10 protein-coding genes are annotated in these 12909 nt (G+C 64.9%); 6 read left to right on the top strand and 4 right to left on the bottom strand.

The window, feature by feature from the left end; all coding sequences use genetic code 11:
* Positions 1 to 239: 239 nt before the first annotated feature.
* Positions 240 to 1232 (bottom strand): Bug family tripartite tricarboxylate transporter substrate binding protein, encoded by a 993-nt coding sequence (locus ACSQ3O_RS15065; protein WP_436139481.1) that lies wholly within the window; start codon positions 1230 to 1232, stop codon positions 240 to 242.
* Positions 1233 to 1323: 91 nt separating this feature from the next.
* Positions 1324 to 2607, bottom strand: a complete 1284-nt coding sequence (locus tag ACSQ3O_RS15070) for a hydroxymethylglutaryl-CoA reductase, degradative (RefSeq protein ID WP_436139482.1) — start codon at positions 2605 to 2607, stop codon at positions 1324 to 1326.
* A 115-nt stretch (positions 2608 to 2722) separates the two neighbouring features.
* Between ACSQ3O_RS15070 and ACSQ3O_RS15075 the strand changes: the two genes are divergently transcribed.
* The 3 genes from ACSQ3O_RS15075 (at position 2723) to ACSQ3O_RS15085 (ending at position 7678) form a co-directional block, all read left to right on the top strand.
* On the top strand, positions 2723 to 4150 hold the full coding sequence (locus ACSQ3O_RS15075; RefSeq protein ID WP_436139483.1) for a PLP-dependent aminotransferase family protein: 1428 nt from the start codon (positions 2723 to 2725) through the stop codon (positions 4148 to 4150).
* Between the two features lie 334 nt (positions 4151 to 4484).
* Positions 4485 to 5378: a hypothetical protein gene (locus ACSQ3O_RS15080; RefSeq protein ID WP_436139484.1), complete on the top strand. Its 894-nt coding sequence runs from the start codon at positions 4485 to 4487 to the stop codon at positions 5376 to 5378.
* Positions 5375 to 7678, top strand: a complete 2304-nt coding sequence (locus ACSQ3O_RS15085) for an ATP-dependent DNA helicase (protein ID WP_436139485.1) — start codon at positions 5375 to 5377, stop codon at positions 7676 to 7678. The genes ACSQ3O_RS15080 and ACSQ3O_RS15085 overlap by 4 nt, the downstream gene beginning before the upstream one ends.
* 125 nt (positions 7679 to 7803) lie before the next feature.
* On the opposite strand, the gene ACSQ3O_RS15090 is transcribed toward ACSQ3O_RS15085, so the two are convergent.
* Both ACSQ3O_RS15090 and ACSQ3O_RS15095 read right to left on the bottom strand, forming a co-directional pair.
* Complete coding sequence (locus ACSQ3O_RS15090) at positions 7804 to 9318, bottom strand: tripartite tricarboxylate transporter permease (protein WP_436139486.1); 1515 nt, start codon at positions 9316 to 9318, stop codon at positions 7804 to 7806.
* Positions 9319 to 9328: 10 nt separating this feature from the next.
* On the bottom strand, positions 9329 to 9751 hold the full coding sequence (locus tag ACSQ3O_RS15095; RefSeq protein ID WP_436139487.1) for a tripartite tricarboxylate transporter TctB family protein: 423 nt from the start codon (positions 9749 to 9751) through the stop codon (positions 9329 to 9331).
* A gap of 154 nt (positions 9752 to 9905) precedes the next feature.
* Here ACSQ3O_RS15095 and ACSQ3O_RS15100 point away from each other — a divergent pair, with 154 nt between their 5' ends.
* Genes ACSQ3O_RS15100 through ACSQ3O_RS15110 form a run of 3 tightly spaced genes read left to right on the top strand, consistent with a single transcriptional unit; the run spans position 9906 to position 12901 of the window.
* Positions 9906 to 10598 carry a response regulator transcription factor gene (locus ACSQ3O_RS15100; protein ID WP_137748016.1) on the top strand — a complete coding sequence of 231 codons (693 nt, stop codon included), beginning with the start codon at positions 9906 to 9908 and terminating at the stop codon, positions 10596 to 10598.
* A 51-nt stretch (positions 10599 to 10649) separates the two neighbouring features.
* Positions 10650 to 12125, top strand: coding sequence for a sensor histidine kinase (locus ACSQ3O_RS15105; RefSeq protein ID WP_436139488.1), 1476 nt, complete (start codon positions 10650 to 10652; stop codon positions 12123 to 12125).
* Positions 12122 to 12901 carry a YkgJ family cysteine cluster protein gene (locus ACSQ3O_RS15110; protein WP_436139489.1) on the top strand — a complete coding sequence of 260 codons (780 nt, stop codon included), beginning with the start codon at positions 12122 to 12124 and terminating at the stop codon, positions 12899 to 12901. The genes ACSQ3O_RS15105 and ACSQ3O_RS15110 overlap by 4 nt, the downstream gene beginning before the upstream one ends.
* Positions 12902 to 12909 lie beyond the last annotated feature (8 nt).

A 12909-nucleotide genomic window follows, 5' to 3' on the forward strand; every position in this document is an offset into this window, starting at 1 on the left:
CGCTCTTTGATGAAGACAAAGGGGACTTCAATGCGCCATCGAGCGTGGTGCCCCAATCGCACATGGCACCGCTGATCGGAATGCGGCGCAGGTGCCCGAGCGGCTCCGGGGGCGGCAAAGCGGCTCTTAAAGGGGCACGGCTGCGGCGGACTACCCGATCCGGCCGCCACCTGGTCCAGGCCCAGGCAGTGCAGGTCACCGGGGGTGTCTCCATGTTCCCTCACGCGGTGCCAATGCGATCACTCGATAGCTACCTTGGCCGTTTTGACGTACTCCCCCCAACGATCGATCTCGCTGAAATAGAAGTTCTGGTACGCACGCTGGTCCATGTGTTCGACGACGAAGAACATTTTCTTGGTCTGCTCAACGATGGCGGGCTCTTTGAGGGTGGCGTCGATGGCGTCGTGCACGCGCGAGATCACGTCTGTCGGCATACCGGCTGGGCCGAAAATTCCCACCCATGGTCCCCGTTCGACATTGAGACCGATTTCCTTCAAGGTCGGAACATCCTGAAACTCCGGCAGGCGCTGGGGCATTGAGACGGCCAGCAAACGCAGCGTGCCGCTGCGGATGTGAGGCTCAACGGTTGACAAGACGTTGATGGAGCAGTCCACCTGTTGAGACAGCTGGGCATTCAGCAGGGGCGCGGTGCCGTTGTAGGGCACATGCAGGAGATCAACGTTCTTCGCCACCTTGAGCGCCTCCATCATGAGGTGCCCGGACGTAGCGGTGCTCCATGAGCCGAAGCTCATCGGGGTCTTGGCGTCCTTGGCCATCTGCAGGAACTGGCTCAAGTTCTTGGCTGGGTGTGAAGCGTTCACCACCAGGGCCGCCGGGAAGAATCCCAGCGGGGCAATGGCGACGAATTCCTTCTTGGGGTCGTAAGGTGTCTTCTTCATCGCATGGGGCGCGATGGTGTGAGACTCCATGCCGCCGTAGACAAGCGTGTAGCCGTCGGCCGTGCTGCGCGCTGCAGCGACGCTGCCGATCGTTCCGACGGCACCTGGGCGGTTGTCAACCACGATGGCCTGGCCGAGCCGCTTCTGAAGACTCGTTCCCATGAGACGCACGATCACATCCCCTCCACCCCCTGCGGCCCAGGGAACGATGATCTTGACTGGACGGTTGGGGAACGCAGCGCTCTGGGCGAGCACGGGGGATGCCAGCGTTGACAACATCGTGGCGCCGAGGGAACCGAGCATGGTGCGGCGCTTGAGTTGAGGTTGTGTCATTTCTATAGTCTCCAAGTTATTAGATGGGTGAAGGGTCTGACTGGCTTCGGGGTCGGCTTAATCAGCCACCCTGTCGGCAACGGTGGCGGTGTTATTTGCGGCGCATTTCTTCCAGCAAGGCGAGCGCCCGGTCGGTGCGTACGTCGTGCTCGGCAGCCATACGTTTGGCGATGGCATCCACCTCGTCGCCCGTGGCTCCGGCGACCAGGGCGATGTTGCGGGCGTGCAATGCCATGTGGCCGCGCTGGATGCCTTCTGTGGCCAGGGCACGCAGCGCCCCGAGGTTCTGGGCCAGGCCCACGGCGACGGCCACCTCCCCCAGCTCCTGCGCCGACTTGACGCCCATGATCTTCAGGGACAGTTGGGCCAGCGGGTGTGTCTTGGTCGCGCCCCCCACCAGGCCCACAGGCATGGGCATTTCGATGGTGCCGACCAGCGCGCCCCGAGTGTCTTTCTCCCAGGTTGTCAGCGAGGTGTAGCGGCCGTTTCGGCTGGCATAGGCATGGGCGCCAGCCTCGACCGCACGCCAGTCGTTGCCTGTGGCAACGATGACGGGATCAATGCCGTTCATGATGCCCTTGTTGTGCGTCGCTGCGCGGTACGGATCGATGGCCGCGAACGTGTAGGCATCGAGCACGCCTTCGATGATCTCTTCGCCGGTGCGCTCCCTGGTTGTGAGCGTTTCGGGCGTGAGCCGCACGCGGGCACGCGACAGACGCAGGTCGGCCAGGTTGGACAGAATGCGCAGCCGCACGGTGCCGCCTGTGAGCTTCTCTACCAAGGGCGAAACCGACTCGGCCATGGTGTTGACGGTATTGGCACCCATCGCATCACGAACGTCAACGATCAGATGCATGACGATCATCGGACCGCGTGCCGTGTCAGGAAACACATGGACCTCAATGTCACGGCAGCCGCCGCCTAGACCGATGAGGACCTTGTCGCGGCTGTTGGCGACCGCCAGGATCTCGTCGCAGTGCTTCAGAAGCGCGAGGCGCGCCCCATAGGGGTCGGTGATGCCGATGACCTGTACCTGGGCGCGCATCAGCGGTCCCGTGCTGGAGGTCTCGAAACCACCACCGTCGCGAGCGAGCTTGGCCATGAACGAAGCTGCAGCAACGACGGAAGGCTCTTCAACTACCATCGGCACCAAGACATCGCGGCCATTGATCTGGAAATTGCCGCCGATGCCAAAGGGAAGTTCGAAAGTCCCGATGACGTTCTCCACCATGCCATTGGCGCGCTCGACGTTGAGCGCGCCGGGTTGGGCGATGAGCGCGATATCGCCCTCGGACAGGTTGGCGATTCGCGCGACATGCTCCAGGCGCTGTGCAGGGCTGAGGGATCGGAAGTTGGGGAGTCGTGAATCGACCATGGAGTGTCTTCTGAGTAGTGGATACGGTATGGGTAAACTTTAAAATCACCGTACCAAATAGAAAAGGTACAGTTTGGCCAAACAGTTTCTTTCCTGGCCATGCCAGAGCTGACCAATGACAGTTGAAGGACGCTCCCAGACACGCCGCGCCAGAGCAGCCACGTTGCCCGTGTCGGTCGCCGATGACATCGAAAGGCAGATACGCGACGGTGCCTACAAGGTCGGCGACAAATTGCCCTCGCTGCGCGAGATGGCCGAACTCCACAAGTACGCCAAAAACACGGTGGTCACGGCTTTTGAACTTCTCGTCTCGCGCGGGCTGATCGAGCCTCGTCGAGGTGCCGGGTACTTCGTGGTCGAAAAGCCTCCGTCCAAGGCGGCCGACGATGAGGCGGGAAGTTTGGGGCGGGCAAAAGACATCGTTTGGCTGATGCGTGAACAGCTCAAGACGGAACCGGGCGCCCTGGCCATCGCCGATGGCTTCCCGCCAGTGGAGTGGCTCTCGGACGTGAGGCTGGACAAGTACCACCAGAAAGTCGTGCGGACGGGGCTGGGCTCCCTGTTCCGCTATGGCAGCCGCTTCGGGTACACGCCACTGCGCGAGCATCTGGTGCGCAAACTCGCGGACTTCGGGATCGGTGCCGAACCCCGGCAGATCGTCCTGACGCACGGCGCCAACGAGGCGATGGACATCGTCATCCGCTACTTCGTGCCGCCCGGTGGCAAGGTGTTGGTGGACGACCCCGGCTACTACCCTTTGTTCGGCAAGTTGAAGATGGCCAGTGCCGAGGTGCTGGGCGTGCCACGTCTGCACGATGGGCCAGACCTGGAAGCCCTGGAGCAGCTGTTGATCACCCAGCGGCCCAGGCTCTTCTTCACGCAGTCGCTTGCACACAACCCGACAGGCTCGGACCTGTCCGCAGCAAAGGCCTTCCGCGTGCTGCAACTGGCGCAAAAATACGATTTGCTGATTGTTGAAAACGATCCGCTTGCAGACTTCAAACCGACCTCGTCGCCGCGCCTGGCTTCTTTGGACCAACTTGAACGCACCATCTACATCGGCAGCTTCTCCAAGTCATTCTCTGCAGCACTGCGCGTGGGCTTCATCGCTTGTGGCGCGGATTTGGCCAGTGACCTTGCTGACCTGAAAGCGCTGATCCACGTGAGCAGTTCTGAGTATTGTGAACGCACCGTCGATGTCATGTTGAGCGAAGGCCACTACCAACGGCATCTGACCCGGTTGCGCAGTCGGCTCGGCGAAGCGACGGAAGGTGCGCGGGCGCTGTTTGAATCTGTCGGAGCGAACATCTTCGCAAAGAACGCCCAGTCTCTCTACCTGTGGGCATCCATGCCGGGTGTGGATGATTCGATGGCCCTTGCAGACGCGCTGCTGCCACACAACGTCCGGCTGGCGCCGGGCATGATCTTCAGCGTCGATGCCTCAACGGCCTCGCCATGGTCGCGCTACAACGTGGGAGCGGTGATGGACCCGAGGTTCAAAAAAGCACTTCAAAGCACGTTGACGCAACTGGGTTCCGCCTAGCATCGCTCGATGCCAAAAAACTTCGCTGCAGCCTATGCATGGTGGTGAAGCCCAGGTAGCTGTCCCTCACCAGCGCCACAGGGAGGGGCTGCTGAGGGCTGGTTTCGGGCACCACCAAAGAGCACATTCCAGAAAACTCCAGTGAACTGCTTGCGAGTCCTCGCTGTGGCATGGCAAGAATGCTCACATTTTAATAGCTATCAGTGCTTACCTATTAGGCGGTAGAGGCTAATTTTTCCCATAGTTTTCTGCGCCCCCGCCCTCCCGTCAAAAAAGCGGCATCCGCCAGACACTGTGATTAAAATCAGTATCACGCCAGCCCACCCACCCCGCTATGACGGCGCTGCACTCCCCCACTTCGGCCCCCCCGCCCTCCACCACCATCACCCGCTTTCACCGCACCCGCCTGATGCAGATCTGGCGCTCGGCGGGGTGGCCATGCAAGGATGGGCTGGAGATTGACCTGCTGGCCGCCGGGCTGATCACGCTGCAGGTGGCACCGGATGGCTGCGAGACCCTGCGACTCACCGACGAAGGCATCCGCACCCTGGCACAAGCCCGGCAGCGCAGCGTGCGGGCACTGAGCCTGCACGACCGGCTGGGGCAGAAGTTTGCGGCGCAGCTGCTGGCCTCGGGCCGCATTGTGTGGACGGAGCTATCGCTGCGCGCGGTGATCGACAGCGTGCCGGTGGGGGATGTGGCACCGCCTGCGGCCACGGCTGATGCGCCTGCCAACGCGGCACCCGCCATGGTGCCTCTGTGGGCCGACGATGACCACGCTCCGGCCGCCCGCACCGCCGCCAATGTATGGCGCATGGCGCGGCCCGATCTTTTCTCGGTGCGCAACACCTCGGTGCCCGCCTACCTGCAGCCCATGGTGCATGAGGTGAAGGCCAGCCGGGCCGACCTGCTGTCGGACCTGCGGCATGACGCCAAGCGGCAGGCCTACCAGTGGCTGTGCGAGGAGTGCTACTACGTCTTCCCGGCGGGCATTGCCGAACCGGATGAAATCCCCGAGCACTTCGGCATCTGGGTGCTGCACGGCAGCGTGGACGACGGGCGCTTTGAGCTGCTGCGCCCCGCGCGGCACAACCGCTGCACGCTGCCCTTTGCGGTGTGGATGGCGCTGTGCAAGGCCACACCGCTGCGCAGCGAGGACGACCCGGCACAGGCCCACCTGGGCGAACTGCCCGCCCCTGGCACCAACAGCCCCCAGCCCGCGCCATGACCTACACCGTGGCGGTGCGCGAGCTGTGCGAGTTCACCGCCAAGCAAGGTGATCTGGACCTGCGCTTTACGCCCGCACCCACCGCGCTGGAAGGCATCGCAGGCCATGCAGTGGCTGCATCGCGCCGGGGCGCGGGCTACCGCGCTGAAGTGGCACTGAGTGGCAGCTACCAAAGCCTGTGCGTGCGGGGCCGGGCCGATGGCTACGACCCGGCCCAGCAGCGCATCGACGAGGTCAAGACCGTCAAAGGGCGGCTGGACCGCCAGCCCGCATCACACCGCCACTTGCACTGGGCACAGGCCAAGGTGTACGGCTGGCTTCTGTGTGTGCAAGAGCAGCTGGCACACATCGACGTGGCCCTGGTCTACCTGGACGTGGGCACGCAACAAGAGACGGTGTTTACCGAGCGCTGTAGCGCCGACGATCTGCGCCAGCACTTCGAGGCGCAGTGCCGGCGCTTCATTGCCTGGGCCGAACAGCAGGTGGCCCACCGCGTGGCACGCGATGCGGCATTGAGCACCCTGGTGTTTCCGTTTGGCGGCTTTCGCACCGGCCAGCGCCCGCTGGCCGAGGCCGTGTACAAGGCGGCGGTCGCTGGCCGCTGTCTGCTGGCGCAGGCCCCCACGGGCATTGGCAAGACCATGGGCACGCTGTTCCCGCTGCTCAAGGCCGCGCCCACGCAGCGCATCGACAAGGTGTTCTTTCTGGCCGCCAAAACCTCGGGGCGACAGATGGCGCTGGACGCACTGGCGCGCCTGTCCGACAGCGCACCGGCGCTGCCACTGCGCGTGCTGGAACTGGTTGCGCGCGACAAGGCGTGTGAACACCCGGACAAAGCCTGCCACGGCGAATCGTGCCCGCTGGCCCGGGGCTTCTACGACCGGCTGTCTGCCGCCCGCGCCGCTGCGGTGGCCGACACCCGCGCAAGTCTCCCAGCCCCCGCCCTGCTACAAGCCCGCGTGCGTGAGGTGGCGCTGCAGCACGAGGTCTGCCCCTACTACCTGAGCCAGGAGCTGGCCCGCTGGGCCGATGTGGTGGTGGGCGACTACAACTACTACTTCGACCTGGGCGGCCTGCTGCACGGCCTGGCCCAGGCCAACCAGTGGCGCACGGCGCTGCTGGTGGACGAGGCGCACAACCTGGTGGAGCGCGGCCGCAAGATGTTCACGGCCGAGCTGCACCCCGCCGCCCTCGCCCAGGCCCGCAGCAGCCCCATCGCAGCGCAACACTCGCCGGTGAAAAAGGCGCTGGACAAGGTGCGCCGCGCCTGGGTGGCGCTGGACAAGGCGCACCCGACCCCATACACAGTGCTCGAAACCTTCCCCGACAAGCTGCTGGCCGCGCTGCAGCAGTGCACCACCACACTCACCGATCACTTTACCGATCACCCCACGGAACCCGACAGCGCGCTGCAGACCTTCTATTTCGACGCCCTGCACCTCCAGCGAATGGCCGACCTGCTGGATGCACATTCGATGGTGGACATCACCCAGTCCTCTAGCGCCCACCCCCACCGGGCCTCCAAACCCGGCGATTCGGTGATCTGCATCCGCAACGTGGTGCCCGCACCCTTTCTGCAACCGCGCCTCGCTGCGGCACACACCAGCACCTTGTTCTCGGCCACGCTGCAGCCCGCGCGCTACTACGCCGACCTGCTGGGTCTGCCCGACGACCATGTATGGGTGGATGTGGAATCTCCCTTTTCCGCGCACCAGCTGCAGGTGCAGGTGGCGCGCCACATCTCCACGCGCTACCCGCACCGTGCGGCATCGCTGGCGCCGATTGCGGCGTTGATGGCGCAGCAGTTTCGCGCGCGGCCCGGCAACTACCTAGCGTTTTTCAGCAGCTACGACTACCTGCAACAGGCCGCTGCACTGTTTGCGCAGCAGCACCCCGATATACCGCACTGGTGCCAGTCGCGTCGGATGCTGGAGGGGGAACAGCGCGAGTTTCTGGCGCGCTTCACCGACACCAGCCAGGGCATTGCCTTTGCGGTGCTGGGCGGTGCGTTTGCCGAAGGCATCGACCTGCCGGGCAAGCGGCTCATCGGCGCCTTTCTGGCCACGCTGGGCCTGCCGCAGGTCAACCCGGTCAACGAGCAGATCCGCGAGCGCATGCAGGCACTTTTTGGCGCGGGGTATGACTACACCTATCTGTACCCCGGCCTGCAAAAGGTGGTGCAGGCTGCGGGCCGCGTGATCCGCACACCGAGTGATGAGGGCACGGTGCACCTGATGGATGACCGGTTTGCGCAGACGCAGGTGCGTGCGTTGCTGCCGGGTTGGTGGACGGTCGGCTGACGGAAAAAAAGGGCCAGCCACCTTGCGGCGACCGGCCTTGAAAGACTGTGGTTCCTGCCATCGCCCTGGAGCGGCGCCCGGCAGGCCTTGCAGCCAACAGAGAGTCAATCAGTACACAGTGTTCGTCACGTTGTGGCGGGCTCCGCCACCGCCAGTTCCTTCGCCTTGCCCCGCTGGCGGAAGAACACAAAGGTCTGCCACAGGATGAACGCAGCGATCAGGCTGATCAGCGTGCCGCTGATGGGGCGGTTGATGAACACTTCAAAGCTGCCGCGCGACAGCAGCATGGAGCGGCGGAAGTTCTCTTCGAGCATGGGGCCCAGGATGAATCCCAGCATCAGCGGTGAAGGGTCCATCTCCAGCCGCATGAACAGGTAGCCCAGCGCACCAAACGCCACGGTGATGAACACGTCGTCCAGGTTGTTGTTAATGCTGTAGGTGCCGATGCAGCAGAAGAACAAGATTGCCGGGAACAGCACGTTGTACGGAATCTTGAACACCGACAGCCAGTAGCGCACCAGCGGCACGTTCAGCACCAGCAGGAAGCAGTTGCCGATCCACATGCTGGCCACCAGGCCCCAGAACAGTTCTGGGTGGCCGGAGATCATGTTGGGACCAGGCTGGATGCCCTTGATGATGAACGCAGCCATCATCAGCGCCATCACGGCGTTCTCGGGGATACCGATGCTCATCAGCGGGATGAAGCTGGTGCGCGCAGCCGCCTCGTCCGCCGCAGCCTGGCCTGCCACGCCTTCGATGCAACCGGTGCCGATTTCGTGCTTGTACTTGCTGACCTTCTTGTCCAGCGCGTAGGCCGCAAACTGGGCAATCACGGGGCCACCGCCGGGCAGAATGCCCAGGATGGAACCCACCACGCTGCCACGCAGCGCACTGGGGATGATGCGCTTGAACTCGGGCCAGGTGGGCATGAGCTTGATCTTGCCGTTGAAGGGCGAACGCTCTTCGCGCGAGTCAAGGTTCTTGGCGATTTCAGCGATGCCGAAGCAGCCCAGCGCAATGCTCACAATGCCCACACCATCGGCCAGAAATGGCATGTCCAGCGTGAAGCGGGCCAGGCCGCTGTTCACGTCCGTACCGATGGAGCCCAGCAGCACGCCCACCATGCACATGGCCAGGCCATTGAGCAGACTTCCGGTAGTCACAAAGCTCACGCACACAAAACCCACCAGCATCAGCGCGCAGTAGTCGGCGGGGCCGAACAGGAAGGCCACCTCGCCCAGGCTGGGCGCCAAGAACGTCAGCACCACGATGGCCACGGTACCTCCGATGAAGCTGGAGAACCCGGCGGTGAACAGGGCCAGCCCCGTTTTTCCTTTCAGCGTCATCGCGTACCCGTCGATACACGCCACGATGCTGCTCGCGTGCGGGATCTTCATGGTGATGGCGCTCACGCTATCGCCGTACTGCGCACCGTAGTAAATGCCGGCGAGCATGATGAGTGCGCCAGTGGTGTCGATGGAGTAGGTCAGCGGCAGCAGCAGGCTGATGGTGGCCAGCGGGCCCAGGCCCGGCAGCAAGCCCACCAGGGTGCCCACGGTGCAGCCCAGGGCGCAGAACATCAGGTTCTGCAGCGTCAGTGCGTGGCTGAAGCCAAACGCGAGGTTGTTCAATACTTCCATGGCTGCGACCTCAGTACAGCGGCAGGCTCACGCCCAGCAACTTTTGGAATGCAAACGCGATGCCGACCAGCACCGCAGCGATCTTCAGGTTGCGCTTCCACGAGTACGACGTACCCGCAAAGCCCGAGCAGAACACCAGAAACACGATGCCCGCGATCATGTTCACAAAGTGCGACAGCAGGGCAAAGCCGCACAGGCTGCCCAGGATGATGGCGATGTTGCGCACCTGGAAGTCCATGTGCACCGGCGCCACCAGGCGCGCGCGCACCACGGTAATGGCCCCAATCACAAACAGCATGCAGCTGACGATGAACGGGAACATGCCTGGCCCTGCGCGGCCGAGCGTCCCCAGTGAATAGCCCATCGACGGCAGGCCGAAGCCCAGCGCCAGGGCCATGAGGGCAAAGCCTCTGACGAGATTGCGGTTGATCATGAAAAAGTTGTCTCCTGAAGGCGTTGCAAACCACCCCCAGGCCTCTGCGAACGCTGCACGGGGCTGGGGTATGCTGACGCTCGAACTATTCCCACCCAACCTGATCGCTGGCTGATCGCAGCCATGCGTAATTTCACGTAGAGCCCGCCCTGCCATGCGCCTCCTTCTGGTGGAAGACGACCCCATCCTCAGCCGCACCATGGCCCAGGGCCTTGAAAACGCGGGCCACCGCGTTGAGCTGGCACACACCGTGGAAGAAGCCCAGCACTGGTGGGCCGTGCAGCCATTCGATGCTGTGCTGCTGGACCTGAACCTGCCCCACGCCGCCCACGCACGCAGCGGCCTGGGTAGCGGCCTCGCGGCCCTGCGCAGCGCACGCGCGCGCGGCGACCGCACCCCCGTGCTGGTGCTCAGCGCGCGCGACAGCACCGAAGACCGCATCGCAGGGCTGGACGCTGGCGCCGACGACTACCTGGGCAAGCCCTACGAGCTGAAAGAAGTGGAAGCACGCCTGCGCGCCTTGCTGCGGCGCGCCAGCGGCACAGCCGACACGGTCACCGTGGGCCAGCTCTCGCTGGACCGGCAAGCGCGCCGATTCAGTATTGGTGGCCAACCGCTGGAGCTGCCTGCTCGCGAGTTCGACCTGCTGTGGGAACTGATGACACCGCCCGGCCGCGTGCTCAGCAAGGGCGACCTGTCAGCCCGCCTGTCCGACGCGGGCGAAGCCGTGGGCGAAAACGCGCTGGAGGCCTCGTTCTCGCGCCTGCGCCGCAAGATCACCGGCAGCGGCGCCACCATTCGCACGCTGCGCGGGCTGGGCTACCTGCTGGAAGACGAGGCCCAATAGGGCACCATGCCCCGCCACAGCCCCCCGTACACACCATCGTGAACCGCTGACATGGACCGCCCTCAGCCCCCCGCCCTGCGCCAGCGCATCGGCCGCCACGTGCTGCTGTCGCTGGTGCTCATCTGGGGGCTGGGCAGCGCCGTGGTGCTGGGCGTAGGCAACCACTTTGTGGCCCAGGCGTTTGACCGCGCCTTGCTGGACGATGCCCACGCCCTGGCGGCCCACGTGCGCGGCGGGGAAGCGGCCACCACCAGTGGCAGAGGCCGCAACGCCGAGCCATTGCACCTGGACCTGACCCCGCGCGAGGTGGGCCTGCTGCGGTTTGACCAGAGCGAAACTGTTTGGTTTGCCGTGTATGGGCCCGACGGAACCTTGGTGGCGGGTGACAGCCACCTGGCCCCAGGCACCATCGCTGAACGCGCCTTTCATGCGTTTTCCAACCTGGACTACGAAGGGCGCGAACTGCGCCGCGTGAGCCTGCGCATCGACGGGCAACCGCCCTTCACCATCGTCATGGCGCAAACCACGGCCGAGCGCACGCAGTTGCTGCGCCGGCTGCTGGTGTACTCCGGCCTGGCCCAGTTGTGGCTGCTGGTGGCCCTGGGCTCGTGGTTGCTGCGTGGCATAGAACGTGACCTGCAGCCGCTGACGGACCTGCAAGACGCCGTAGACCACCGCGACGCCGCCGACCTGCAACCCCTGCCACCGTCGCTCACCCACGAAGCCGCCACGCGCGATGTGCAGCGCCTGGGCGAGGCGCTGGACGGCCTGTTCGCCCGCGTGCAGCAAGGCCTGCGTGCCCAGCGCGAGTTTGCGGGCAACGTGGCGCACGAGTTGCGCACGCCCCTGGCGGGCATCCGCGCCCAGGCTGCCCATGCCTTGGCCAGCAACGACCCCGCCGTGTGGCGCAGCGAACTGCAAGGCATTGCCCAGGCCGAGTTGCGCGCCAGCCGCACCGTGGACCAGTTGCTCGCATTGGCGCGTGCGGCCGAAAGCGGCATTGCGCTGACGCTGGAGACCCTTGCGCTGGAAGCCCTGGTGCGCGACGTACTGCTGCGCTTTCTGCCCCGCGCCGACGCATTGGGCGTGGACCTGGGCGCTGAAGGCATTGATGCTCCGGTGCCCGTGCGCGGCAACACCGCGCTCATCGAAGGCATCCTGAACAACCTGCTGGACAACGCACTGCGCTATGGGCGCGGGCAGCCACCGCGCATCACCGTGGCGCTGCACATGGGCTCCAAGTCCGGCTTTGCCGAACTGCGCGTGACCGACAATGGCCCCGGCTTGGAAGACACAGCCTTGGCCCTGCAACTGCAGCAGCGCTGGGCCCAAGGCGACCAGGGCCTGCGCCTGGGACAGGGCGCGGGGCTAGGCCTCTCCATCGTGGCGCGCTATGCGCAACTGATGGGCGGGCAGCTGGAACTGGCCGCAGCCCCCGGCACCGGCCTGTCCGCCAGCGTGTGGCTCCCGTTGGCCGATGCCAGCAACCCCTCTAGACAGTCCTTGCCATCCAACGTCTCCACATGACCTCGGAGCCCTCACCCACCCCATCGCCCGCACTGACGGAAGCAGAACACACTGCCTTCCTGCAGTCCATTGCCCGTGTGCGCAGCGCCGCAGCGCGGGCACTGCAGGCCGCCCGTTCTACGGCCCTGCAGCGCGCGGCAGCTACAGGCGCTGAAGCGCACAAGACCATCGAGGCAGCTGCTCAGGCTGCAGTGGGCTTCATCACACAGTTGCACCGCGGATTGGACTCGGTGGCCGACCACGCCCGCACCACCGGCCCCCGGCCCGCCTGCCAGACCGGATGCTCTCACTGCTGCCACCTGCGGGTCGAGGCCACCGAGCCAGAAGTCTTTCACATTGCCCAGCACCTGCAGGCACAGCCCCCGGCGGCACTGGCAGACACCATCAGTGCCCTGCTGCGGCATACAACCACCGCTGCCCTGGACCCGGCCAACCCCGCACGCCAGGCCTGCAGCTTTCTGGTGGACGACCGCTGCAGCATCTATCCCGTGCGCCCCGCCGCCTGCCGCAAGGCGCATTCGCTGTCGGCCACGCACTGCGCGGACCAGTCCACCACCATCCCGCAAAACCTGCGCCTGCTGGTCGATGCCGAAGCCCTGATGGCAGGCACGGCACTGGCCTACCGCGACCAGCCCTTGCCCGCCAGCGCCCACGAGCTGAACGCTGCCGTGCTGGCGGCCCTTGCCGACCCCACGGCCCTGCACCGCTGGCACCAGGGTGACCCGGAGGCTTTGGGGCAGGATGCACACGCACCCAGCACCCAGCCGCACTCTTGACCTCCATC

It is taken from the genome of Acidovorax sp. LjRoot74, from assembly GCF_964254355.1.
Classification (GTDB): domain Bacteria; phylum Pseudomonadota; class Gammaproteobacteria; order Burkholderiales; family Burkholderiaceae_C; genus Acidovorax.